The 23,113-nt window shown below is 74.2% G+C and carries 21 protein-coding genes; 8 read left to right on the top strand and 13 right to left on the bottom strand.

What is annotated here, in order from left to right:
* Positions 1 to 342 precede the first annotated feature (342 nt).
* From ettA to ACFRMQ_RS17540, 3 genes are all read left to right on the top strand, one after another.
* Complete coding sequence (ettA, locus tag ACFRMQ_RS17550) at positions 343 to 2,007, top strand: energy-dependent translational throttle protein EttA (protein WP_380731356.1); 1,665 nt, start codon at positions 343 to 345, stop codon at positions 2,005 to 2,007.
* Between the two features lie 130 nt (positions 2,008 to 2,137).
* Positions 2,138 to 2,581, top strand: coding sequence for an acyl-CoA thioesterase (locus tag ACFRMQ_RS17545; protein WP_380731355.1), 444 nt, complete (start codon positions 2,138 to 2,140; stop codon positions 2,579 to 2,581).
* A 29-nt stretch (positions 2,582 to 2,610) separates the two neighbouring features.
* On the top strand, positions 2,611 to 3,303 hold the full coding sequence (locus tag ACFRMQ_RS17540) for a hypothetical protein (RefSeq protein ID WP_380731354.1): 693 nt from the start codon (positions 2,611 to 2,613) through the stop codon (positions 3,301 to 3,303).
* A 62-nt stretch (positions 3,304 to 3,365) separates the two neighbouring features.
* Here the strand turns inward: ACFRMQ_RS17540 and ACFRMQ_RS17535 are convergent, their stop codons facing one another.
* The 10 genes from ACFRMQ_RS17535 to ACFRMQ_RS17490 all read right to left on the bottom strand — a co-directional run bounded on the left by ACFRMQ_RS17535 (position 3,366) and on the right by ACFRMQ_RS17490 (position 16,848).
* The gene (locus ACFRMQ_RS17535) at positions 3,366 to 3,770 is read right to left on the bottom strand and encodes a globin (protein WP_380731353.1); all 405 of its coding nucleotides are present in this window, start codon (positions 3,768 to 3,770) and stop codon (positions 3,366 to 3,368) included.
* Positions 3,771 to 3,920: 150 nt separating this feature from the next.
* Positions 3,921 to 5,057, bottom strand: a complete 1,137-nt coding sequence (locus ACFRMQ_RS17530) for an ABC transporter permease (RefSeq protein ID WP_380731352.1) — start codon at positions 5,055 to 5,057, stop codon at positions 3,921 to 3,923.
* Positions 5,054 to 5,971 carry an ABC transporter ATP-binding protein gene (locus ACFRMQ_RS17525; protein WP_380731351.1) on the bottom strand — a complete coding sequence of 306 codons (918 nt, stop codon included), beginning with the start codon at positions 5,969 to 5,971 and terminating at the stop codon, positions 5,054 to 5,056. The genes ACFRMQ_RS17530 and ACFRMQ_RS17525 overlap by 4 nt, the downstream gene beginning before the upstream one ends.
* Positions 5,972 to 6,155: 184 nt before the next feature.
* Positions 6,156 to 7,409, bottom strand: a complete 1,254-nt coding sequence (locus ACFRMQ_RS17520) for an FHA domain-containing protein (protein ID WP_380731350.1) — start codon at positions 7,407 to 7,409, stop codon at positions 6,156 to 6,158.
* 73 nt (positions 7,410 to 7,482) lie between these two features.
* Positions 7,483 to 8,838, bottom strand: a complete 1,356-nt coding sequence (locus tag ACFRMQ_RS17515) for a VWA domain-containing protein (RefSeq protein WP_380731349.1) — start codon at positions 8,836 to 8,838, stop codon at positions 7,483 to 7,485.
* Between the two features lie 39 nt (positions 8,839 to 8,877).
* A complete protein-coding gene (locus ACFRMQ_RS17510; RefSeq protein ID WP_380731348.1) occupies positions 8,878 to 10,227 on the bottom strand; it encodes a protein phosphatase 2C domain-containing protein in 1,350 nt (449 codons plus the stop codon).
* A 3-nt stretch (positions 10,228 to 10,230) separates the two neighbouring features.
* Positions 10,231 to 12,780: a tetratricopeptide repeat protein gene (locus ACFRMQ_RS17505; protein ID WP_380731347.1), complete on the bottom strand. Its 2,550-nt coding sequence runs from the start codon at positions 12,778 to 12,780 to the stop codon at positions 10,231 to 10,233.
* Between the two features lie 5 nt (positions 12,781 to 12,785).
* Positions 12,786 to 14,153, bottom strand: coding sequence for a hypothetical protein (locus tag ACFRMQ_RS17500; RefSeq protein ID WP_380731346.1), 1,368 nt, complete (start codon positions 14,151 to 14,153; stop codon positions 12,786 to 12,788).
* Positions 14,154 to 14,387: 234 nt separating this feature from the next.
* A complete protein-coding gene (locus ACFRMQ_RS17495) occupies positions 14,388 to 15,344 on the bottom strand; it encodes a glutamate ABC transporter substrate-binding protein (RefSeq protein ID WP_380731345.1) in 957 nt (318 codons plus the stop codon).
* A gap of 25 nt (positions 15,345 to 15,369) precedes the next feature.
* The gene (locus ACFRMQ_RS17490; protein ID WP_380731344.1) at positions 15,370 to 16,848 is read right to left on the bottom strand and encodes a hypothetical protein; all 1,479 of its coding nucleotides are present in this window, start codon (positions 16,846 to 16,848) and stop codon (positions 15,370 to 15,372) included.
* A 318-nt stretch (positions 16,849 to 17,166) separates the two neighbouring features.
* Between ACFRMQ_RS17490 and ACFRMQ_RS17485 the strand changes: the two genes are divergently transcribed.
* Positions 17,167 to 17,742 (top strand): nucleosidase, encoded by a 576-nt coding sequence (locus ACFRMQ_RS17485; RefSeq protein ID WP_380731343.1) that lies wholly within the window; start codon positions 17,167 to 17,169, stop codon positions 17,740 to 17,742.
* A gap of 31 nt (positions 17,743 to 17,773) precedes the next feature.
* Complete coding sequence (locus tag ACFRMQ_RS17480) at positions 17,774 to 18,307, top strand: DinB family protein (RefSeq protein ID WP_380731342.1); 534 nt, start codon at positions 17,774 to 17,776, stop codon at positions 18,305 to 18,307.
* 147 nt (positions 18,308 to 18,454) lie between these two features.
* Here ACFRMQ_RS17480 and ACFRMQ_RS17475 read toward each other — a convergent pair whose 3' ends face one another.
* Positions 18,455 to 19,051 carry a cysteine hydrolase family protein gene (locus ACFRMQ_RS17475; RefSeq protein WP_380731341.1) on the bottom strand — a complete coding sequence of 199 codons (597 nt, stop codon included), beginning with the start codon at positions 19,049 to 19,051 and terminating at the stop codon, positions 18,455 to 18,457.
* Between the two features lie 72 nt (positions 19,052 to 19,123).
* Here ACFRMQ_RS17475 and ACFRMQ_RS17470 point away from each other — a divergent pair, with 72 nt between their 5' ends.
* Positions 19,124 to 20,014: a GlxA family transcriptional regulator gene (locus tag ACFRMQ_RS17470; protein ID WP_380731340.1), complete on the top strand. Its 891-nt coding sequence runs from the start codon at positions 19,124 to 19,126 to the stop codon at positions 20,012 to 20,014.
* A gap of 207 nt (positions 20,015 to 20,221) precedes the next feature.
* Positions 20,222 to 20,875 carry a hypothetical protein gene (locus tag ACFRMQ_RS17465; RefSeq protein WP_380731339.1) on the top strand — a complete coding sequence of 218 codons (654 nt, stop codon included), beginning with the start codon at positions 20,222 to 20,224 and terminating at the stop codon, positions 20,873 to 20,875.
* Here ACFRMQ_RS17465 and ACFRMQ_RS17460 read toward each other — a convergent pair.
* Positions 20,872 to 21,348 (bottom strand): GNAT family N-acetyltransferase, encoded by a 477-nt coding sequence (locus ACFRMQ_RS17460; RefSeq protein WP_380731338.1) that lies wholly within the window; start codon positions 21,346 to 21,348, stop codon positions 20,872 to 20,874. The genes ACFRMQ_RS17465 and ACFRMQ_RS17460 overlap by 4 nt on opposite strands.
* Before the next feature lie 80 nt (positions 21,349 to 21,428).
* On the bottom strand, positions 21,429 to 22,223 hold the full coding sequence (locus ACFRMQ_RS17455) for a TetR/AcrR family transcriptional regulator (RefSeq protein WP_380731337.1): 795 nt from the start codon (positions 22,221 to 22,223) through the stop codon (positions 21,429 to 21,431).
* A gap of 139 nt (positions 22,224 to 22,362) precedes the next feature.
* Between ACFRMQ_RS17455 and ACFRMQ_RS17450 the strand changes: the two genes are divergently transcribed.
* Positions 22,363 to 23,064, top strand: a complete 702-nt coding sequence (locus ACFRMQ_RS17450; protein WP_380731336.1) for an NAD(P)-dependent oxidoreductase — start codon at positions 22,363 to 22,365, stop codon at positions 23,062 to 23,064.
* The last annotated feature ends 49 nt before the right edge of the window (positions 23,065 to 23,113 follow it).

Raw genomic sequence — 23,113 nt, 5'->3', positions numbered from 1 at the left:
TGTCGGAACCCCCCGCCCTCCCGAGCCGCCCCGGCCTCCCGAGGCCCGGGGCGGCACCCCGGGGCGGCACCCCGGCCCGGCTCCCCGCACCCGCTGCGGGGGGCCGGGCCGTCGGCGTTCCGGCGCGGACGGCCCGGCCGGGGGAGGTCCGGAGGAGGGTTCCGGAGGAGGTCCGGGGAGGAGCCGCGCGGGCGGTCCGGTGGAGGCGGGGCCAGGAGGGGCGGCGGGCCCGCTCCGGATACCCCCGTGGGGTCATCCGGGCGATTCGGGGCTCCGGGCCGGGTGCGGCACAATGGAAGGCTGCAAGCCGAATTACTCCCGACGACGCCGGAGCGATCTCACGTGGCGGAATACATCTACACGATGCGCAAGGTGCGCAAGGCTCACGGAGACAAGGTCATCCTTGACGACGTGACGCTCAGCTTCCTCCCCGGAGCGAAGATCGGCGTCGTGGGCCCCAACGGCGCCGGTAAGTCCACCGTGCTGAAGATGATGGCCGGCCTGGACCAGCCCTCCAACGGCGACGCCTTCCTGTCGCCCGGCTTCACCGTCGGCATGCTGCTCCAGGAGCCGCCGCTCGACGAGACCAAGACGGTCCTGGAGAACGTCCAGGACGGCGTCAAGGAGATCAAGGGGAAGCTCGACCGCTTCAACGAGATCGCCGAGCTGATGGCGACCGACTACTCGGACGCCCTGCTGGACGAGATGGGCAAGCTCCAGGAGGAGCTGGACCACGCCGAGGCCTGGGACCTGGACGCCCAGCTGGAGCAGGCCATGGACGCCCTGGGCTGCCCGCCCGGCGACTGGCCGGTCACCAAGCTCTCCGGTGGCGAGAAGCGCCGCGTGGCGCTCTGCAAGCTGCTGCTGGAGGCCCCCGACCTGCTGCTGCTCGACGAGCCCACCAACCACCTGGACGCCGAGTCGGTGAACTGGCTGGAGCAGCACCTGGAGAAGTACAAGGGCACCGTCGTGGCCGTCACCCACGACCGGTACTTCCTGGACAACGTCGCCGAGTGGATCCTGGAGCTCGACCGCGGCCGCGCCTACCCGTACGAGGGCAACTACTCCACCTACCTGGAGACCAAGCAGTCCCGTCTCAAGGTCGAGGGCCAGAAGGACGCCAAGCGCGCCAAGCGGCTCAAGGAAGAGCTGGAGTGGGTCCGCTCCAACGCCAAGGGCCGCCAGGCCAAGTCCAAGGCCCGTCTCGCCCGTTACGAGGAGATGGCGGCCGAGGCCGACAAGATGCGGAAGCTGGACTTCGAGGAGATCCAGATCCCGCCGGGCCCGCGCCTGGGCAGCGTCGTCATCGAGGTCGAGAACCTCAACAAGGCCTTCGGTGAGAAGGTCCTGATCGACGACCTGAGCTTCACCCTGCCGCGCAACGGCATCGTCGGCATCATCGGCCCGAACGGCGCCGGCAAGACCACCCTGTTCAAGATGCTCCAGGACCTGGAGACCCCGGACAGCGGCACGGTCAAGGTCGGCGAGACCGTCAAGATCAGCTACGTCGACCAGACCCGCTCCAACATCGACCCGAAGAAGACCCTCTGGGAGGTCGTCTCCGACGGTCTGGACTGGATCAACGTCGGCCAGGTCGAGATGCCCTCGCGCGCCTACGTGTCGGCCTTCGGCTTCAAGGGCCCGGACCAGCAGAAGCCGGCCGGCGTGCTCTCCGGCGGTGAGCGCAACCGCCTGAACCTGGCGCTCACCCTCAAGCAGGGCGGCAACCTGCTGCTCCTCGACGAGCCCACCAACGACCTCGACGTCGAGACGCTCTCCTCGCTGGAGAACGCCCTGCTCGAGTTCCCCGGCTGCGCCGTGGTCATCTCCCACGACCGCTGGTTCCTGGACCGAGTGGCCACCCACATCCTCGCCTACGAGGGCGACAGCAAGTGGTTCTGGTTCGAGGGCAACTTCGAGTCCTACGAGAAGAACAAGATCGAGCGGCTCGGCGCCGACGCCGCCCGTCCGCACCGGGCCACCTACAAGAAGCTGACCCGAGGCTGACACCCAGCCGTCATGACGGCCCGGCAGACTGCCCTCCGGGGCGGCCTGCCGGGCCGCGGCCCGTCGCCACCGTCCGCCCGCGCACCGCGGGTGGACGGCGGCGGGCGACCGGACACCGAGGAGAACTCCCGTGGCTCGCCACATCTACGCCTGCCCGCTGCGCTGGTCCGACATGGACGCCTTCGGGCACGTCAACAACGTGGTCTTCCTGCGCTACCTGGAGGAGGCCCGGATCGACTTCATGTTCACCCAGGCCGCCGCGGCCGGCGCCGGGGAGTTCGCGGGCGGCTCGGTGGTGGCCCGCCACGAGATCGACTACAAGCGCCCGCTGGTGCACCGGCCGGAGCCGGTCACCATCGAGACCTGGGTGACGAGGATCGGCGGCGCCTCGCTGACCGTCTCGTACGAGATCAAGGACGTCGACGAGGAGGGCCGGGACGTCGTGTACGTCCGGGCGAGCACCGTGGTCGTCCCCTACGACCTGGCCGAGGGCCGGCCGCGCCGGATCTCGCCGGTGGAGCGGGAGTTCCTGAGCCGCTTCATGGACGAAGAGCCCGTCCCCGCCGCCGTCTGACCGCACCCGACGATTCGAGCTGAGCCGCGTTGACCATCACCGCCCGCCTCGTCCTGACCGACACCGGGGAGGCCGCCGACCTCTCCGCCTTCCTGCTGCGCCTGTTGCGCTTCGACAAGGCGGCGGCCGTCCGGCTCCAGGCGGTGGGCCCGGGCGGCGGGGACGGCGTGCTGGCGGTGTTCGGACGGCTGCCGCTGGGTGACTCCGGCGTGCTGGCGATCCGCACGGCCCGGCTGGACGGTCTGGACAAGGCGGTCGACCTGACCGTCTCCGCGGGCCAGTTGCTGGACGGCGTGGACGCCGGGTCGGGCGCCGTCGCGCTGCCCGCGCCGGTGACCGGTCCGGCCTGGGCCGGGCTGCTGCCGCCGCGGACCGGCTGGCGGCCGGTCGGCACCCCGCCGGCGGCCGAGGTGTGCCGCGAACTGATGGCGGCGGTGGGGGAGTTCCGCGAGCGCAGCGAGGCCGTTCCGGTTCACCACCGCACCCGCGCGGTGCTGGACCGGCTGGCGGACGAGGTGTGGTCGCGCCCGGTGTCCGCGCTGCCGGAGCTGCCGCTGCGCGCGGTGCACGCCGCGTACCGGATCGGCTTCCTGAGCCCCGAGGCCCCGCTGACCGTGCACCGCGCGGGCGGCTGGCTGCGGCTGAGCGCCCCGGCGGGCTCGGTGGCGGTGCGGACCGCGGCCGCGCCGGGCGCGGGGCTCGGGCTCAGCCCGGTCCGCTAGACCCCGAAGACCCCCAGGCCCTGAAGACCCCCAGGCCCCGAAGACCCGGGCCCGGGGGCGGCTCAGCCCGGGGTGTTGATCATCGAAGCGGCGGCGTAGACCAGGTAGTCCAGCAGCTGCCGCTCGTGCTCGGCCGGCAGTTCCAGGCTCGCCACGGCCGCCCGCATGTGGGTGAGCCAGGCGTCGTGCGCGGCCTTGTCGACCTTGAACGGCGCGTGCCGCATCCGCAGCCGGGGGTGGCCGCGGTGCTCGCTGTAGGTGCGGGGGCCGCCCCAGTACTGCATGAGGAAGAGCGCCATCCGCTCCTCGGCCGGCCCGAGGTCCTCCTCGGGGTACATCGGCCGCAGCAACTCGTCCTCGGCGATGCCTTCGTAGAACCGGTGGGCCAGCCGCCGGAAGGTCGGTTCACCGCCGACCTGGTCGTAGAAGGTCTCCTCGCTCAACGTGCCTCGCCGGATCTCTCTCACCCGACCATGGTCGCAGACGCCGAGGGGGTCGTACACCGGGACCAAAGGCGTACGACCCCCTCGGGGCGGGTCCGGGCGGCGCCGGTCGAGGACGTCGGCCGCGGACGGCCGGTCCTCCCCGCTCGGTCCTCCCGTCTCAGTTCTCCCGTCTCAGTCCTCCCAGCGGAAGAGCTTCCAGGAGATGCCGGTCAGCACGGCCGCGAAGAGCAGCAGGCCGCCCATGGTCGGCAGGGCGTCCATGACGCCGCCGCCGCGGGTGAGCACCGACTGGGCGGACTCGACCAGGTAGTGCAGCGGCATGACCTGGGAGATGCCCTTCAGCCAGCCCGGGGCACCGTCCAGCGGGAAGAACGAGCCGGACAGGAAGGACATCGGCAGGACGATGATCTGCGAGATGCCGTTGGCCGCCTCCTCGGTCCTGGCGACCGAGCCGGCCAGCAGGCCGATCGACATGAAGGCGAGCGTCGCGCAGGCCACCAGCGGGATGATCAGCCACCAGTCGCCGCTGAGCTTGAGCCCGAAGAAGCTCGTCGCGACCACCAGGAAGACGGTGGTCTGCAGGAAGGCGGTCAGCAGCGAGACCAGGACGCGGGAGCTGATCACGGTGCCGGCGTTGATCGGGGCCAGCCGCAGCCGGCGCAGCACCTTGGACTTGCGCCAGTTGACCAGGGTCAGCGCGGCGCCGAACACCGCGCCGGTGGCGACGGCCCAGCCGAGCAGGCCGGGGGTGAGGAACTGGATCGGCTTGAGCGACTTGTCCTCGACCTGCTGGGAGTCCAGCACGAAGGCCGGCTTCTGGCCGGTGGCCGCCTGGTTGGCGTTCTGGACCACCGAGTTGAGGATGCCCTGGAGCGCGCCGGCGCGGACCTGGTCGGCGGCGGTGTAGCGCAGTTCGAGCTTGCCGTCCGGGCCCTGCTTGATCAGCGCGTCGTAGTCGCCCTTGCGGACCTTCTCCAGCGTGGCGGCCTCGTCGTCGGTCTTCGTGATGGTGAGGACCTTCTCCAGCCCGGCCCGCTCGTCGCCCTGGATCGCGTCGAACAGCTTCACCGCGCCGACCTGCGCCACCTTGGCGTGCGGGCTGCCGGAGCCCTTGGTGACGGTGCCGAAGAAGACCAGGAAGACCAGCGGGAAGAGCAGGATGAAGAACGTCGCGGTGCGGTCGCGCTTCATCCCGAGCAGCATGGCGCGGGACAGGCTCCAGAACGCGCTGACCCGTTCCCGCTCGCCGTCGGCCGGGCCGCCGCTCCGGGCGGTGGCCCGCGGCTCGGTGGGGGTGGTGGCGGTCATGCGCGGAACTCCCGTCCGGTGAGCTGGAGGAAGACGTCCTCCAGGGTGGCGCCGCGCACTTCCAGGCCGCGCAGCGCGTTCTGCTCGGCCAGGACGCTGAGCACCGGGGCCGGAAGGCGGGTGGAGACGGAGAGCGAGACGGTGTCGTCCTCCAGGGTGGCGATGTCCGCGCCGGCCGCGGTCAGCAGCTCGCGGGCCCGGTCGAGCGGGAGCTGGCCGGAGGCGATGCTGATCCGGACGGTGTCGTCGATCTCGCGGATCAGTGCCGCCGGGGCGCCGGTGTGCAGGATCTTGCCGTGGTCCATGATCGAGACGCGGTCGCAGAGCACCTCGGCCTCGTCGAGGTAGTGGGTGGTCAGCACGACCGTGCGGCCCTCGGCGTTGATGTCCCGCAGCAGGTCCCAGAGGTTGCGGCGGGCCTGGGGGTCCAGGCCGGTGGTGGGCTCGTCCAGGAAGACGAGCTCCGGGTCGTGGGCCAGCGCGCAGGCGATCGACAGGCGCTGGGCCTGGCCGCCGGACATCTGGTCGGTCAGCGTCTCGGCCTTGTCGGAGAGGCCGACCCGCTCCAGCATCGCGTCGGCCCGCTTGGGGCCGACCCCGTAGAACGACGCGAAGGTGCGGATGGTCTCCCGGGCCGTCAGTTTCCGGAAGAAAGCGGAAGCCTGGAACTGCACGCCGATTCGCGGCAGCAGTTTCGGATTGCGCGGCCAGGGCGCCATGCCCAGCAGCTCGATCCGGCCCTCGTCCGGTTTGCGGACGCCCTCCAGGATCTCCATCGTGGTGGTCTTCCCGGCCCCGTTGGGGCCCAGGATCCCGTAGAACTCGCCGGCCTCGACAGTGAGGGACACCCCGTCGACGGCCTGCACATCCCCGTACCGCTGGCGGATGCCGTCAGCGGATATAGCAGCAGTCATGTGGCCTGAGCCTAGGGGCTGAGAAGGCTTCTGTGCACATCGGGGACGGCGAATTTGCGGATATTTTGAGGAAGGGTCAAACAAAGCCGGGCCGGGCGGATGTCGAATTCCGCCCGGCCCGGCCGGATTTGTCATCGACCGCCGCTTCGGGAATTTCCCCGACGGATGGTCAGTCGACGGATCGTCAGCCCCGGTGCACGGTGATGGTGGTCCAGGCGCCGATGTGGATCCGGTCGCCGTCGTTCAGCGGCACCGCGGTGTGCGGGGTGACGGGCTCCGCGCCGCCGTTCACGGTGGTGCCGTTGGTCGAGTCCTGGTCCACCAGCACCCAGCTGCCGTCGGCCTGTTCGGCGAGCAGCGCGTGCTGGTGGGAGGCGCCCGGGTCCTCCGGCGGGACGGACAGGTCGATCTCCGGAACGGTGCCGCGGTGCTGGCTGCGCCGCCCGATCCGCAGCTGGCCGCGGCCGGTCAGCGGGATCCGGCGCTCGGGGCAGTACGGCGGGAAGAACAGGCCGGCCGCCTCGGGGCCGCTGCGGGCCATCATGTCGGTGAAGTAGTCCCGGTCGGCCGAGACCACGGCGATCCAGGTGGTCCGCAACGGCTCGGACGGGGCGGCCGCGGCGGGTTCCTGGGGCTGCTGGGCGACGGGCGGGGCGAGGTTGAAGGAGGTGCCGAAGTCGCCGCCGCGGGTGTTCGGGCCGGGGGCGGCCGGGTGGGCGTACACCGGGCCGGAGTCCTCGCGCACCGAGGTGTCGGGGAAGGCGCCCTCCGGTGCGGGCCCCTCCTGCCCGAAGTCGGGCGAGGAGGGCGGGTAGCCGTAGGTGTGCGGGTGCGCGGGGGCCTGCGGCTGCTGCGGGATCGCCGGGGCGACGGCCTGCGGGGCGGCGGGGGGCCGGCCGAACGGGGCCTGCGGCGCGGCCGGGGGTTGGCCGAACGGGGCCTGCGGCTGCGGGGCGCCGCCGTAGGCCGCCGGGATGTTCAGCGGCGGCGGCTGGGCCGGGCCGCCGTGGGGCGCGCCGGCGCCGGGCACCTGGCGGCGCGAGGGCGTGGAGAGGTCGTAGTCGTAGCCGCATTCCTCGCAGAACCGTCCGGTCTGCGGGCTGCGGCAGATCGGGCAGACGGAGAGGCCCGCGGTGAGGCCCTGCGGAGCGGGCGGCGGGTAGGCCCCGGGCGGGGGCACCATGCCGGGGGGCGGCAGCGGCGCTCCGGGCGGCGGGACGGCCGCCTGGGGCATCGGTGGCGGGGGCGGCGGCCCGCCGAAGGCCGCGCCGGCGTGCCCCGGGTGTCCGGTGGGCGCGCCGGGCGCGTGGTCGGCCCCGTGCGCCCCCGGGTAGCCTCCGTGCGCCCCCGGAGTGGGCGCCGGCGGAGTCATCGGGAAGCCGCAGAAGTCGCACCAGTCCTCGGCCTGCGACTCGTGGCCCCTCGGGCAGATCGGCATCAGGTCCCCCTCGTTTCGGGCCGGCTCCGTGCGGCGTCGCGCCGGGGTGCCGGCCCGGTCGCGTCTTCAGCGGTCACTTCTTCACACGTACCGTCTTGGTCGACCGGGTCTCAAGAGTCATCGAGTCGGCCTCGCTCACGTTCTTACGGAACCGAACCGTACCCTCCTTCGGGTCCACCACGTCCACCACCTTCTGGAGCAGCTTGTAGGTGCCCTCGTTCCCGGTCGCGTGGGCGATCCGGACGGCGGCGCCCAGCTTGGAGGTCGCGCGGTCGACGTCCCCGGCCCGGTGGGCCTCCAGGCCCTCCTGGATGGAGGAGGCGAGCTCGGCCTGCCCGGTGTAGTGGGCGACCTGGGGGCTGATCCGGGTGGAGTTGACCAGGTCGTCGGTCCAGACCGCCTTGACCAGGCCCTGGGTGAGCACCTCGGGGGTGCCGCCGGCGACCTGCACGGGCAGCACCAGGCTGATCCGGGCGGCCAGCATCTCGTTGCCGACGGAGGCGGCCGGCACCTCGACGCAGACGTGGTAGTCGCGGCTCTCGTCGCCCCAGGAGCCGGTGGGGTAGTCACCGGCCCGGGGGCCGGCCTCGGTGCGACGGGCGGTCAGGTCCTCGACGGTGGGGGCGACCTGCTTGACGAACCGGACGGTGGCGTTCGCCGGGGTCCAGATCCGCAGCGCGACGTCGGCGACCTGCTTGCCCATGGCGCCGGCCATCATCGAGCGGAAGTCCTCGGCCAGGCCGGAGGGTTCGGCGACGATGTCGGTGGTGCCGAGCAGCGCCGAGGAGATCTTGCGCAGTTCGTCGATCCGCCAGTCGGTGCCGACGCCGCGGCAGTCGGCGGTGAAGTGGCCGGTCACCCGCTCGACGGTGCGGGCCAGGTCCTCGGCCGACTCGTGCTCGTTGTTGCCGTCGGTGAGCAGGATCGCGTGCCGCAGGGCGATGTCGCGGCGGGTGAGGAAGAGCCGGTCGGCCTCGGCCAGCCAGGTGCCCATCGCGGTGCCGCCGGCCGCGGTGAGGCGGCGCAGCGCCTCCTTGGCCTGCGCGCGGGTGGCGGCGGAGGCGGTGGCGAGGGTGCCGTCGCCGGGGTAGATGTCGCGGGCCTCGTGGGTGCCGGCGACCACGGCGAAGGCGGTGCCGTCGCGCAGCGCGTCGATGGCGGCGGCGGTGGCCTCGCGGGCACCGTTGATCTTGGTCTTGGGGTAGTCCATCGAGCCCGAGCAGTCCACCAGGATGACCACGGCCGCCGACGTGCCCGTGCCCGTGGAGCCGGCGTCGGAGATGCCCAGCGGCCGGCCGCCGGAGGTGCCGCCGCCGGTCGCGGTGACGGTGACGATGGCGTTGACCTCGCGGGCACCGTCGGCCAGGTACTCGTTCTGGAAGATCTCCACGTGGAACCTGGGCAGGTTCGGCTTCGCCAGTGTTGCCATGGGGCGGTCGGCTCCCGTCGGGTGAGGGGGTGGACGTGCTCAGGACGGTGGGGCGGCCCGCCGGGCGGGCCGGCGGGCCGGCGGGCCGTGTCGCCGGAGCGTCCGGCGGCGGGGCGGGTCAGTCCGTGCGGCGGCCGCTGACGGCGGGACGGGCGGGACGGTCGGCGGCGCGGGCGGGGCCGGGGGCAGCGGGGCGGCGGGGGAGCCGATCACCGGGAGGTCCGGCAGGGTCGGCTCGTGGTCCTCGTCCTCCTCCGCGGCCGGGCGGGCGGCCGGCTCCGCGGTGACGATCGGCAGGTCCAGCGCGGTCGGGGTCTGCTCGGCCTCCTCCAGGGCGGCGGCCGGCGGGTCGATCGGCAGCACGGCGACGGTGATGTTGTCGTGGCCGCCGGCGGCCACCGCGAACTTCACCAGGGTCTGCGCGGTGGCGAGCGGTTCGGTGCGGGCGTCCCGGCGCACGTAGTACGCCAGGTCGGTGGCCGCCTCGGCGTAGTTCCACAGCCCGTCGGTGCAGATCAGCACCACCCCGGGGACGTGCGGGGTGAAGTCGAGGGTGTGCGGCACGACCTCTTCGGCGTCGGCGCCGAGCCAGCCGGTGATGGCGTGCGCGCGGGGGTCGGCGTAGGCCTCGGCCTCGCTCATCAGCCCGGCCTCGACCATCCGGGCGGCCCAGGAGTCGTCCTGGGTGAGCCGGAACGGCTCGGCGGCGGCGCGGTCGTCCGGGATCCAGTACGCGCGGGTGTCGCCGACCCACCCGATGGTGACCCGTCCGCCCGCGGCTATCGCGCTGACGTAGGTGCAGGCGGGAGCGTTGAGGTCGGGCCGGGCGGGGCCGGCCCCGTCGGTGGCGAGGTCGGCGACGGCCCGGGCGGCGTCGGCGATGGCCCGGCGCATCGCCTGGTTCGGGTCCTGGCCGGCCTCCAGGGAGGTCAGCAGCGATTCGGAGGCGGCGTCCACGGCGGTCTCCGAGGCCTCGTCCGGGCGGTCGGAGGAGGAGACGCCGTCGCACACCACGGCGACCACGACCGGCTCGCCGCCGGGCAGCGAGGTCGCGGCGACGGTGAAGGAGTCCTCGTTGCGGTGGTGGCGCACGCCGCGGTCGCTGACCCCGGCGACGCCCCCGAGGGACTTCTCCATGTGGTCGCGCGGGCGCGGCTGGGCGCCGCCGCAGCCCTCGCAGTAGCCGTCCGGGGTGACCCGCGGCTGCCCGCAGTGCACGCAGACCGGCCCGCGTGGCGACGGTACGCCCTCACCGCGGGCGGCGGCCCAGCTCGCCGGCATCGTGCCGGGGGCCGCCCGGCCGTCCCGGCCCGTCCCGCAGGAGCCGCAGTAGGCGTCCTCCGGGTCCATCGGCTCCGAACAGCTCGGGCACTCGGTCTGCTGCGGCATCTGCTACACCCACGTCCTGGGGCGGGCACGGTTGGCCCGCTCCACCATCTCGATCCTCGTCTCCGCCCGGTCGGCCAACCGGGCGAGTACCCGGTAGGACTGTTCCAGGGCGAAGCGCAGTTCCCGCTCCTGTGCGGGACGTCCCAGGACCACCGGTTCGCCGGCCCGCCCGGCGCCGGCCGATCCGGCGCCGAGCCAGCCGAGGGCCGCGCCGAGCACCTCGACGGAGAGCTCCTCGCGGCGGCGGTCGTCCAGCCGCAGCGCGGTCAGCTGCGCGGAGCTCGCGTCGAGGTCGGCGGCCAGCTCGTCGGTGGGCGGGCGCTCGCGCAGCCGGGCCCGGACGGCGGCGATCCGGGCGGCGGTGTACTGGTTGGAGGTGGCCGGGACGGACTCCAGGACGCGCACCGCGCCGGCCCGGTCCCCCTCGGTCAGCCGGACCCGGGCCAGCCCGAAGGCGGCGCTCAGGTAGGCGTGGTCGGTGGCCCACACGAGCCGGTAGAACTCGGCGGCGTCGCCCCGGTCGCCGAGCAGTTCGGCGCAGATGGCGAGGGCCAGCTTGGGGGCGGCCTCGCCGGGGAAGGCGTCGTAGACCGCGTCGAAGGACTCGGCGGCGGCGGGGGCGTCGGCCCCGGCCAGTGTGACCAGGCCGCGGTACCAGACCACCCGCCAGTCGTCCGGGTGGTCGCGTTCCAGTCCGGCCAGCTCGTCCGCGGCCGTGCCGTGGCGGCCGAGTTCGAGCAGGGCGCGCAGTCGGCGCAGTCGGCTCTCGACCGAGACGGCGGGGGCGCCGCCGAGGGCGACGAGCGCCTCCTCGGGGTCGGTGGCGAGCAGGGTGGCGAGGAAGCCCGCGTTGGGGTCGCCCGGGTCGATCCGGGGGACGGGCAGTGCGAGGGCGGCGGCGGCCGGGTCCAGCGGGGCCACCAGCAGTCGGCCGGTCTGCTCGGTGGGCAGCACCAACTCGTTGTCCACGACGCGCAGTTCGGGGCCGAACAGGGTGGACGGCGCGGGCCGGGGCCGGTCGTCCTGGAGGGCGAGGACCTCGCGCAGCACGCCGGTCAGCTGGTCGGCCATCTCCTCGGCGGAGGCGAAGCGGCGGGCCGGGTCCGGGTCGGTGGCGCGTACCAGGAAGCGGTAGTACGACTCGTACCGGGCGAAGACCTCGACGTGCTCGGGGCCGGGCAGCGAGTCGCGGTAGGTGGTGCTGTAGCCCTGGAAGTCGAAGGTGAGCACCGCGAGGGTGCGGGCCACGGTGTACAGGTCGGAGGCGACGGAGGGGCCGTCGGTGGCGATCTCCGGGGCCTGGTAGCCGATGGTGCCGTAGATCGGGCCGTCGTCGTCGGACCGGCGGACCGCGCCCATGTCTATGATCTTGAGCGTGTCGCCGCTCTGGATCACGTTGTCGATCTTGAAGTCGCAGTAGACCAGGCCCCGGCCGTGCAGGTAGCCCAGGGCCGGCAGCGCCTCCAGCGCGTACGCGATCGCCTGCTCGACGGGCAGTGGCGCGCGCCGGTCGTCCGGGGTGCGGCGCTCGTTGGCGATGTCCTTGAGCGACTTCCCGCCGACGTACTCCATCACGATGTAGCCGTCGGTGGAGCCGGTGCGCAGGTCCGGGTGCTCGGCGAAGTTGATGATCCGGACGATGTTCGGGTGGTCCACCTCGGCCAGGAAGCGCCGTTCGGCGACGGCCGCCGCGAGCGCGTCCTCGTCCCCGGTGTCCAGCAGGCCCTTGAGCACCACCCACTTGTCGTTGACCCGCCGGTCCACCGCCAGGTAGATCCAGCCGAGCCCGCCGTGCGCCAGACAGCCCACCACCTCGTACTGCCCGCCGACCAGGTCGCCGCGCTGGAGCTTGGGCGTGAACGAGTACGGTGTGCCGCACTTGGTGCAGAAGCCGTCCGGGCGGCCCGGACGGCCGTTCTTCTCCCGGCCGACCGCGGCGTCGCACTTGGAGCAGAACCGCTTGCGCTCGGGCACCTCGGGGTTGGCCAGCACCGCCCGGGCCGGGTCGGCCGCCTCGACGGTCGGCACGGTGACCAGGCCGGCGCCCAGCCGGTTGCGGGTGCCCGCCGTGCCGGTGCCCCGGGTGGAGCGCACCGAGAGGGAGCGGCCGCTGCCGGTGCGGGTCGAGCGGTGCGAGCGGGAGCGGCCGGACAGCGAGCGGGCCGAGCCGGTGCGGGCGGAGCGGCCGTGGCCGGAGCCGTTGTGGCCGGTGTCCGGGGTCACCCGGGCGGAGGGGACGTACGGCTGGGTGAGGCCGGTGTCGTCGCCGTCTCCCGCGTGGCCGGTGCCGCCGGTGGGCGGGGTCAGGCCGCACTCGTCGCAGTAGCCGTCGGGGTCGATGGTGCCGGAGCAGTCGCGCGGGCAGGACGAGCCGGGGCCGGCGGCCCCGGGGGTCGCCGCCGCCTCGGAGATCCCGGTGGTCCCGGCCGTCGAGGCGGTCCCGGTCGTCGAGGTGGTCCGGCCCGCCGGGGCCAGCCCGCACTCGTCGCAGTAGCCGTCGGCGTCGATCCCGCCGCTGCCGGAGCACTCCGGCCGTTCGCACCTCTCGCCCATCACCCTCAGCCCCCCTGGACCTGTCCGTCGGCCGGCGCCCGGCCGGCCGCCTCCTGAGCCTGCCCGCCCTCGGCCTCGGCCTGGGCCGGACGCAGTGACTGCTGGAACCGGGCCACCGCGGCGGCCGCCGCCCGCAGGTCGCACGGCGCGCTCCACAGCAGCCAGCGCGCCTTCTCGTACCGCTCGATCACTTCCGGGTCCTCGGAGACCCGCAGCCGGGCCGCCATCGCCTTGTAGGCGTCCAGCCGGCCGCGCAGCTCGGCCCGGACGGCCAGCGGCTGGGTCACCTCGGTGAGCGATTCCCGGGCCCGGCCCAGCTCCTTGGCGGCGGCGTCCTCCAGTGCGTCCAGCAGCGGCGCCAGCCGGCCCCACTGCCCGGCCTGGCGCAGCTCCAGCGCGGCGACGATCCGTTCGCGCAGCGCCGAGGCGGGCCCGGGCACCGCGGGGACGTCGCTGGCCGCTATCTTCGCCAGCACCTCGCCGCGTGCCCGGCGGGCCTCGGCCAGGGTGGCGTCGGCCCGCTGGAGCAGGTCGCCGACGCCCTGGAGGCGCTCCTCGGCCTCGTCGCGCAGCCGCAGCAGGTCCTCCAGCTCCAGCCGGACGCCGTCCAGTGCCCGCCCGGCCCGGTCGAACCGCTCGGTGTCCACGACCCCGGCCGGGCCGGCGAAGGCCGAGCCCTCCGGGACGGTGCCGCGCTGGGCGGGCACCCGGGCCGGGCGCCACAGCGCCAGCGGGTCCGCGTGGACCTCGGAGCGCAGTTCGGAGAGGTCCTTCTCGATCCCGGTCAGGTCGTCGGCCAGCGGGTGGCCGCCGACCCGGACGCCGAGCGAGGCGGCCAGGGTGCGCACCCGCTGGAGCTCGGCCAGCAGCAGGTCGATCCGGGCCGGCAGCGCCGACCAGACGGCGTCGGCGGCGCTGACCACCTCCAGCACGGTGGCGTACCAGGAGTTCATCCGGGTCATCAGCGCGTCCAGGCTGACCCGCTCGACCAGCCTGGCGGGCGCGCCGAGCAGCTGCGGGGCGTCCGGCACCGCGCCGCCCGGGACGGTCACCGCGTCGCCGGTCAGCAGTTCGCTCAGCTCGGCGAGTTCGGGCGCTCCGGGCTTGGCCTTGCGGGCCCGGACCGCGCGCGCCGAGGCCAGCGCCTCGGAGTAGCGGTCGAACAGCGCCCACAGCAGCGGCAGGCCCTTGCCGGCGACCGACCAGCGCTCCAGGGTGCGCCCGGACAGCTCGGCGCCGTCCAGCAGTCGCAGCCCCGGGTGGTCCTGGAGGGCGAGCAGCGCGGACTCGACCGCGTCCCGCTCCGCGCCGAGGCGGGCGAGCGCGCGGTCCACCTCCTCCCGGCTCAGTACCGGGCCAGCCGATGCCGCCACCGCCGTGTCCTTCCTTCCTCGCGTGCGATCCCGACCTGCCGGGGATCCCCGGCGCGCGGTCCCACGACAACCCCCACGTCCACCACCGGTCTCCCCGTGGTGATCGTCCCGAACCCTAGCCGGTGGCCGTCCGGGCGGAGCGGGCGCGGGGCGTCAAGCCGCCGTCAACGCCCCGCTGACGGGCCGTGCGCTACCTCTCCCGCGCCCCTTCCGACGCTGCTCCCCGTCCGGGGCTCAGCGCGAGCCCGGCCAGTAGCGGTCGGCCTCATTGAGCATGTACGGCTTGAGCCAGTGGTCGTACGAACGGGCCCAGTCGCCGCGCGCGTAGTAGTCGGCCAGCACCTGGTTGACCCGGGCGGTCAGGTCGGTGCTGTCCTTCAGCATGGCGACGCCGATCACCTCCGGCTGGGCCTCGCCGTCCACGATCCGCACGGTCTGGTCCTGCGCCGCCTGACCGGCCGCCAGGCCGTTGTCGGTCATGGTGGCGTCGACCTTGCCGAGCTGCATCAGGACCAGGCAGTCCAGCTGGTTCTCCACCGTGACGATCTTCCGGGCGGTCTTCTTGTCCTTGACCACGTTCAGGGCGGTGGAGCCGTCGGCGGCGCAGACGGCCTTGTCCTTGATCGCGTCGTCGACGTTCTTCGCCGGGGAGGCCTTCTGCACCAGGACGCGCTGGCTGATGTCGAAGTACGGCTTGGAGAAGGCGACGTCCTCCATCCGCGTGCAGTTGATCGTCATGGTGCGGACGACCAGGTCGACCCGGCCCTTCTTGATGGCGTCGATCCGGTCGGCGGTGGCCACCGGCTTGAGCACCACCTTGTCCGGGTCGCCCATGACGGCCGTGCCGATCGCCCGGGCGAGGTCGATGTCGAAGCCCTCGATCTGGCCGGTGTTCGGGTTGCGGGCGCCCCAGCGGTAGCTGTTCTGGTCCACGCCGATCACCAGGCTGCGCTTGGCCTTGATGGCCCGCACGGCCGGGCCGTCGTCGGTGCTCGGCGGCACGCTCTTGTTGACGTCGCAGTTGTCGGCGGTGCCCTGCTGCTGCCGTTCCTGCTGCTCCAGCCGGACGGCGCCGGCGGTGGCGGGCGCGGCGCCGACCGGGCCGCCGCCGGCGAGCACCGCCGCGCCGGCCGCCAGCAGGGCCAGCGCGGCCGCGGGCCTGGTCCTTCTCGTGAGTCCTCTGTCGCGCATCGGCTCGTCTCTCCCCCTCTGCCCGTTACCGGTACTCGGCCAGTCGCCGGCCCAGGCCGCGCAGCGCGGCGGCCGCGGCCACCAGGCCGAGCAGGGCGGCGGCGACGGCGGCGGTGCGCAGGTCCCCGCCGGTGCCCTTGGCGGCCCGCTCGAAGCGGGCCTGTTCGAGGTCGGCGGCCTGCGCGAGCGCCTTGTCGGTGGCGTTGAAGTAGGCGTCGGCGGTGTTCGCGTCGCCCTTGGCCGTCACGGTGGCGTCCAGGGCGCCCTGGTAGTCGGCTTCTCCCACCTCCAGCTTCCGGGCGGCGTCGTGCCGTTCGTTCCACGCGCGGAACTGCTTCGAGGCCTCCTGGAGGCTCGGCTTGGCGGACTCCGGCGCCTGCGCGAGGGCGTTCGTCAGCGAGCCGGTGGCGCGGTCGGCGTCCAGGCCCTTGACGGCCTGCGCCCACTGGTCGGCGTACTTGGTGGTCGAGCCGCGGGCGACGAAGTGCAGGTCCTCCGCCAGCCGGGCGGTCAGCACGCCCGCCCGGGCGGAGTTGAGCGCCCGCAGCGGGTCCGCGCCCTCGTGGGCGCTGCGGTGGAGCGCCGAGTCGGAGGCCAGTCCGGTGGCGGTCAGCCAGAGCGCGCCGGCCAGCACGGCGGCGGTGGCGCCCAGCAGTCCGATGTTGAACACCCGGTTGGTGCGGCGGAACAGCGTCAGCTGCACCCAGGCCAGCGCGGCCAGGGTGACCAGCGCCAGGCCGTACGCGGCCCAGGGCGGCGTCTCGGCCTCGGCGTAGTCGGCGGCCAGTTCCTCGTTCTCGGCGGCGGCCAGCTCGGCGGCGGCCGGGAGCAGCACGGTCTGCATCTGCTCGGAGGCGTACCGCAGATAGGCGCCGCCGAGCGGGATGCCCTGCCGGTTGTCGGCCCGGGCCGTCTCCACCAGTCCGGCGTACACCGGGAGTTGCTGGTTCAGGCGGGCGAGCGAGCCTTGCGCGGGGGAGGTCGCGGTGGTCCGGGCGGCGGCCCGGGCGATCAGCCTGGCGGCGGTGGCGATGTCCTGCTCGTAGCGGCCGCGGAGCTCGTCGGGCTCGGCGCCGGCCAGCAGGAAGCCGCTCGCCGCGGTGGTGGCGGCGTCGGCGAGGCTGCGGTGGATCTCGGCGGCGTCCCGGCTGAGCGGCTGGCTGTCCGAGACCACCCGGTCGGCGGCCTGCGCCCTGGTCTCCAACTGCCAGGCGGTGAGCCCGCCGAAGGCCACGGTGAGCACGGCGAGCACCACTCCGGCCAGTCGCAGCCGGCCGGGCGGCGTGCGGGTGGCCTGCGCGAGCCGGGCGCGCGCGCCGGTGGCGACGGAGGTGGAGGGGCGCTTCGCGGGCACCCCGCCGGGTCTGGGCGCCGGGGGAGCGCCGCCGGGCTTCACCAGCGGCGCCGGCGCCACGGTGGTCGGCGTCCCCGGCGCTCCCGGCGGCTGGTTCGGCCCGGCCGGGAACGCGGCGCCGGACGCGCCGTTGCCTACTGGTGTTGCCACCCGCCTCATCCTCCCCTGGGGCCGGGCCCGTCCCGGGGCCCGACCGATGGCAGCAGTATGGCCGTGACTCCCCCCGACCACACCTGACTTGCGCCGATCTTGAGCATGTCGTGCACGTCGTACGCCCGGCACCCCGCCCGTCCCGCCGTCCGCACCCCCGCCCGTCCCGCCGTCCGCCCCGCCGTCCGTCCCACGAGGTGGCGAACCGTCCGACGTGGGCCGCACCCTACGCGGTTCCCCGGCCGGGCGGAGCGCGGGGGTCCGGTTGCGGGCGTGCGTTCCCGGGTGCGAGACCCCCTCGCTCCGTACGATGGAGGTATGCGCCTGCTTGGAACGATCTCGCCCGACCGCCCGCTGCTCGTCGTCGCCGTGCGTGAGGAGGCCGCCCACCTGGACGACCGCCTGCCCGTGCTGCTCACCGGGATCGGGAAGGTCAATGCCGCCGTCGCGCTGGCCACCCTGCTCGCGCAGGGCGAGAAGCCCTCCGAGGTGATCAACCTCGGCACGGCCGGCGCGCTGCGCCCCGGCTGGGAGGGCACCCACCACGTGGTCCAGGTGATCCAGCACGACCTGGACACCGCGGCCCTGCACGCGCTCACCGGGCGTGAGTACGGCGCCCCGCTGGTGATCGGCAAGGGCGACGGCCCGGTGCTGGCCACCGGCGACCTGTTCGTCTCCGACGGCGCCGCCCGCGACCGGCTGGCCGAGCACGCCGACCTGGTGGACATGGAGGGCTACGCCGTCGCCACCGTCGCGCACCGGGCCGGGCTGCCGGTGCGGCTGGTCAAGCACGTCAGCGACGAGGCGGGCGAGGGCGCGGGGCACACCTGGAAGGAGTCGGTGGACGGCTGCGCCCGGCACCTCGCGGACTGGGTGGCCGCACAGGGCTGGTGACGACGCCTCACCGCCTGGCTAGGGTGGCCCGGTGACCGACACGAACACCGGGCCGACCGGGCCCGCCGAGCTCTCCGACCTGCGCCCGCCGAGCCTGAACGCGGACGAGCCGACCACCCTGCTGTCCTTCCTCGGCTACCTGCGCGCGGCGGTGATCGCCAAGCTCGACGGGGTCGGCGACGAGGACGCCCGGCGCCCCGGCGTCGCCTCCGGCACCAGTCTGCTCTGGCTGGTGCGGCACCTCGCGGTGGTCGAGGACAACTGGTTCACCTGGGCCTACCGGGGGGAGGGCGAGGGGGAGCCGTCGGAGGCGGACGAGCTGCCGCTGGACGGCGCGACCGTGGCCGCCGAGGTGGCCGCCTACCGGGCGGCGATCGAGCGCTCCGACGCGGTGGCCGCGGCCGCCCCGGACCTGGACCGGCCGGGCGCGCGCTCGCTGCGCCCGGACGACACCGAGGGGCCGTCGCTGCGGTGGGTGCTGGTCCACATGATCGAGGAGACCGGGCGGCACGCCGGGCACGCGGACATCATCCGCGAGCAGCTGGACGGCGCGGTCGGCCGCTGAGGGCGCCGAGCGGGCTGGGTCCCGAGCGCGCTGGGCCCCGAGCGCGCCGAGGGCTCCGGAAACGGCGCCGAGCCCGGGCGAGGCGGCCGCCTCACCCGGGCTCGACATGCCCTCCGTCGCCGAGGCCCCGGCGCGGGGACCGGCTGTTCAGCCCTTCGCGGCCGTGAGCACCTGCTCGGTCGTCACCACCTTGGCGAAGCGGTTCGCGTGCAGGTTCGTCGCCGTGGCGCGGGCGAGGTCGGCGGCGGGGACGGTGACGCCGTCGGGGCCGGTCGCGTCGAAGGAGTGGGTGGCGTCGATGGGGAAGACCGTGTCGTAGCCGAGGTTGCCGGCCATCCGGGCGGTGGTCTCGCAGCACACGTTGGTGATGACCCCGGCGATGACCACCTGCCTGGCGCCGCGCTCCTGGAGCCAGGCGTGCAGGTCGGGGGTGCCGTAGAAGGCGCTGTTGACGGTCTTGGTGACGTGCAGGTCGGGCGTGAGGGCCGCGACGAAGTCCTTGAGCGCGAAGCCGGGGGTGCCCTCGGCCAGCGGGCCGGCCTTGGAGGCGTGCTGGACGGTGACGACCGGGCGGCCGGTGGCCTGCCAGGCGTCGATCAGCTCGGCCATCCGCCGCTCGGCCTGGGGGTTGTTGCGGGGGCCCCAGTAGCCGGTGTCCTCGAAGCCCTGCTGGATGTCGATGAGCAGCAGGACGGCGTCGGGGTCGAGGGTGAGCGGGGCGTCGAAGGCGTCGGTGTTCGTCATGCCGCCCATCGTGGTCCGCGGTGCCGGGGAGGCGTGATGGGCAGGAATGCCACCCATCGATAGATTTCCGCCATGCGAACTGTGGGTTGCCTGATCTTCGACGGCGTCCGGGCCTTCGACTACGCGGTGATCGGCGAGGTGTGGGCGGACCGGACCTCCCGGCCCGGCCTGCCCGCCTTCGACCTGCGGGTCTGCGGGCCGGAGGGCGCCCGGGTGCGGATCGGCGGCGGGCTGGAACGGGTGCCGGACCACGGGCTCGCGGAGCTGGCCGACTGCGACCTGGTGATGGTGCCGGGCATCGAGGGCCCGGACGCCGGGCGCGATCCGGAGATCCTGGACGCCCTGCGGGCCGTCGTCGCCGCTGGCGTCCCGGTCGCCTCGCTCTGCGCGGGCGCCTTCGTGCTCGCCGAGGCCGGTCTGCTGGACGGCCGCGAGGCCACCACCCACTGGGCGCTCGCCCCCGAACTCGCCCGCCGCTTCCCGGCGGTGACGGTCCGCCCCGAGGTGCTCTTCACCGGCGGCGACGGCCGCTGGACCTCGGCCGGCGTCGCGGCGGGCATCGACCTCTGCCTCCAACTCGTCCGCACCGCCCACGGCCAGCAGGCCGCCGCGGCCATCGCCCGTTCCATGGTGACGGCCCCCTTCCGGGCGGGCGGCCAGTCCCAGTTCATCCCGTCCCCGGTGCCGGAGGCCGTCACCGGCGGTGCCGACGGCGCCGGGTGCGATCCGCTGGCCCGGCTCCGGGCGGAGGTGCTGGCCTCCCTCGACGGCCCGTGGACGGTGCGCCGGATGGCCGCCGCCGCCCTGATGTCCGAGCGCACCTTCGCCCGCCGGTTCACCGCCACCACCGGGACCACCCCGATGCGCTGGCTCCTCGACCAGCGCGTGCTCACCGCCCAGCGGCTGCTGGAGGAGACCGACCTGCCCGTCGACACCGTCGCCACCCGCAGCGGCTTCGCCTAGGCGGTCTCGCTGCGGCCGGTCTTCACGGAGCGGGTGGGTGTCGCGCCGAGGGAGTACCGGCGGACGTTCCGGGGCCGGGCGGAGCGCGGCCCGCGGTAGTCGGACCGCTTCCGGTTCCGGCGGTTTCCTTCGCGTCGGAACCGAGGCCCGCCCCCGGGCGTCCGTACCTCCCAAGACGTCGTCCGCCACCGGGAGGGGTTTCGGATCGTGGGGATCGTGCTGTGGGCCGTCGTCGGGGTGCTGTTCGCGCTGCTCCCGCTCGCGCACTGGCTGCTGCGCGCCCGGACAGGGCCGCTGCGGGCGTCCGTGGCCGCCGCGCTGGCGCTCTGGCTGGGGCTGGTGCTCGTGGTGGCGTTCGACCGGCTCCAGTTGCGGAGCGAGGGCGAGCTGTACCTGCTGTACACGCCGCTCGCCGAACTGCTCGTCCTGGCCGGCCTGTGGCTGGACCGGCGGCTCGCCGGCCCGCGCGCGGAGCGCCCGGCCGGCTGGCCCCGGGTGGCGGGCATCGCCTTCCGCGTCCAACTGACCCTGGTCCTGGTCCTGACCCCGCTGGCGGTGCTGGTGGCCTTCCACGAGGTGGACCTCCCGGCCGTGAAGGCGCTGCCGAAGCCGCCGCCCGGCTACACCGTCCTCGATACCCGCGAGGGCTGCGGCAACGGCAGCGGCGTCGTCTGCACTCGCACGCTCTACCTGGCCGGCCCGCCCGACGTGCCGACGGAGGAGGCCGCCGACCGGCTCGGGCCCCGTCGGCGGTGCGAGGCGAACGGCTGGCTGCTCGACCGCCGCGACCTGTGCACCGAGGTGAGCACCGACGGCGCCACGATCGTCTACCGGGTCCTGCTCGGCGGCAACGATCTCTAGGCCCCGACCGGAAGCGCCACCACGATCTCCTCGTCCTCGAGGTCTCCGGTCGGCCGGAAGCCGAACGAGGTGTAGAGGCGGCCGGCGGGGGAGTTGTCCGGGTGGTACGAGAGGCGGATCTCCCGGCACTCCGGCAGCGCCGACAGGCGCGTGATCACGGCGGCCAGGGCGGCGCGGCCCACGCCGCCGCCCTGCTCGGCCGCGTTCACCACCATGCCGCCGATCCAGTGGGTGCCGTCCTCGTCGTCGTACGCCCACATGACGTGGCCGACGATGTCGTCACCGGCGCGGACGCCGAGGGACGTCCACACCCCGCCGCGCTGGGAGAGCAGGAGGTAGCGCGCCGCGAGCGCGGCCACGTACCGGCGCTGCTCGTCGGCGGGCGCGACGTCGGCGACGTCGCGCCAGTTGTCCTCGGTGATCTCCTCCAGGGCGATGGCCCGGCCCTGGCGGTCGGTGAGCTGCTGCGGCATGCGTTCCCCATGTCTGTGCTGGTCAGATGGGGTGAGGGTAGCCGGGCGGGCGGGTGCGCGGGTAGCGGTTTTTCCGGCGGCTACCGGGGCGTGTGCCCGGACGTCCGGGCTTCGAGGCCCAAGGACCGGACCAGCTGGGTGAGTTCGGCGCGGAAGAGCTTGTCGGGCGAGAGGGTCTGGGCGCGCAGGTGGCCGTAGACCTCCAGTGCGACCAGGCCGTGCAGGTGCCCCCAGACCCGCAGGGCCAGGGCCACCCCGGCCGGCGGCAGTGCCGGGAACGCCGGGCGGACCTTGTCGAGCAGGCCGGGGTCGAAGTCGTCCCAGCCGAAGCCGCCGTCTGACCCGCCGTCGAGGTCGCCGTCGACCTCGCCGGCTGAATCGTCGTCGAACTCGCCTTCTCCGTGGGCGCGTTCGGTGCCCGGCCAGGCGGCGTCCGCCAGTGCGGCGATGCCGACGCAGACCCGCCGGGCGGCGTCGGGTGCGGCGCCGCCGTCCGGGGCGCGGTAGCCCGGGACGGGGTCGCCGTAGACCAGCCGGAAGCCTTCGGGGTTGGCCAGGGCCCAGTCGCGGAACGCGTGTGCCCAGGCCCGGATCCGCTGCGCCGCCGTGTCCGGCGCGGAGGCGGCCCAGGCGGCGTCGACGGCGTCGGCGAGCGCCGTGTAGACGTCCACGATGAGGGCGGTGACCAGGTCGTCGCGGGTGGCGAAGTAGCCGTAGATGGCGTTGGCGGTCATGCCCATCTCGCGGGCGATCGCCCGCAGGGTGATCGCGTCCGGGCCGCCGGTGCCCATCAACTCCAGTGCGGTGCGCTTGATTTCGGCCGTCGTCTCGGCGCGCAGCCGCTCGCGTCGTCCGGTGCTCGGGGTGCCTGCCACGGGATGACTCTACAGCGTCACCGTGCTGATTGCCGTGTGGAAACTTCACGCCGTATAGTTTTCGCACGGCGTGAGGCGGGAGGGTCGGGCCCGTACGCCCACCAGCGGCATGACCACTGCGTGAACCAAGGGGAGAACCATGCACATCGGCGTCATCGGAGCCACCGGAACCATCGGCAGTCGGGTCGTCACCGAGGCCCTCGGGCGCGGACACCGCGTCACGGCGTTCAGCCGGGACGCCACCGCCGTCACCGACCGGCGGGAGGGCGTCACCTGGGCGAGCCTCGACGTCCTGGACGCCGGGAGCGTCGCGGCCGCCCTGCCCGGCCTGGACGTCCTGATCAGCGGCTTCCAGCCCGGGAACGCGGCCAAGGACTTCGAGGACACGGTGCGGCGGTCCATCGCGGACCCCACCGTCTACGCCACCGCCGCCCGGGCGCTGCTCAAGGCCCTGGAGACCCACCCGCGCGTCCGGCTGATCGTCATCGGCGGCGCCGGCAGCCTGGAGATCGAGCCGGGCCTCGTCCGCGCCGACCACGAGGAGCTGATCCACGCCTCCCTCGACGAACTCGGCCTGCCCCGGGAGTACGCCGCCGCCGTGCGCGGCCACCGCGACGCGCTGGACGTCCTGCGCGCCTCGAACCGGCTCTGGACCTACTTCAGCCCCGCCGAACGGATCGGCCCCGGCGAGCGCACCGGCCGCTTCCGCCTCGGCGGCGACCAGCCCGTCCTGGACGCCGACGGCCGCAGCCGGATCTCGGCGGAGGACGCCGCGGTCGCCCTGGTCGACGAGGCCGAACTCCCCCGCTTCGTCCAGCGCCGCTTCACCATCGGCTACTGAGCGCCCTGCCGCCACTGACGGCCCTGCCGTCCGGGCGGCAGGGTGGTCC

This window comes from Kitasatospora sp. NPDC056783 (assembly GCF_042789895.1).
In the GTDB taxonomy this organism is placed as follows: domain Bacteria; phylum Actinomycetota; class Actinomycetes; order Streptomycetales; family Streptomycetaceae; genus Kitasatospora.
Note: the sequence above shows the minus strand (reverse complement) of the source record. Positions and strands in the feature narration are given on the sequence as shown.

What these genes read in the sequence shown, in the direction of transcription:
- ACFRMQ_RS17470 (WP_380731340.1), top strand. Translation starts at nt 19,124, where the DNA reads ATGCGAACTGTGGGTTGCCTGATCTTCGACGGCGTCCGGGCCTTCGAC.
- ACFRMQ_RS17485 (WP_380731343.1), top strand. Translation starts at nt 17,167, where the DNA reads ATGCGCCTGCTTGGAACGATCTCGCCCGACCGCCCGCTGCTCGTCGTC.
- ACFRMQ_RS17505 (WP_380731347.1), bottom strand. Translation starts at nt 12,780, where the DNA reads ATGGGCGAGAGGTGCGAACGGCCGGAGTGCTCCGGCAGCGGCGGGATC.
- ACFRMQ_RS17450 (WP_380731336.1), top strand. Translation starts at nt 22,363, where the DNA reads ATGCACATCGGCGTCATCGGAGCCACCGGAACCATCGGCAGTCGGGTC.
- ACFRMQ_RS17515 (WP_380731349.1), bottom strand. Translation starts at nt 8,838, where the DNA reads ATGGCAACACTGGCGAAGCCGAACCTGCCCAGGTTCCACGTGGAGATC.
- ACFRMQ_RS17525 (WP_380731351.1), bottom strand. Translation starts at nt 5,971, where the DNA reads ATGACTGCTGCTATATCCGCTGACGGCATCCGCCAGCGGTACGGGGAT.
- ACFRMQ_RS17510 (WP_380731348.1), bottom strand. Translation starts at nt 10,227, where the DNA reads ATGCCGCAGCAGACCGAGTGCCCGAGCTGTTCGGAGCCGATGGACCCG.
- ACFRMQ_RS17475 (WP_380731341.1), bottom strand. Translation starts at nt 19,051, where the DNA reads ATGACGAACACCGACGCCTTCGACGCCCCGCTCACCCTCGACCCCGAC.
- ACFRMQ_RS17520 (WP_380731350.1), bottom strand. Translation starts at nt 7,409, where the DNA reads ATGCCGATCTGCCCGAGGGGCCACGAGTCGCAGGCCGAGGACTGGTGC.
- ACFRMQ_RS17495 (WP_380731345.1), bottom strand. Translation starts at nt 15,344, where the DNA reads ATGCGCGACAGAGGACTCACGAGAAGGACCAGGCCCGCGGCCGCGCTG.
- ACFRMQ_RS17460 (WP_380731338.1), bottom strand. Translation starts at nt 21,348, where the DNA reads ATGCCGCAGCAGCTCACCGACCGCCAGGGCCGGGCCATCGCCCTGGAG.
- ACFRMQ_RS17530 (WP_380731352.1), bottom strand. Translation starts at nt 5,057, where the DNA reads ATGACCGCCACCACCCCCACCGAGCCGCGGGCCACCGCCCGGAGCGGC.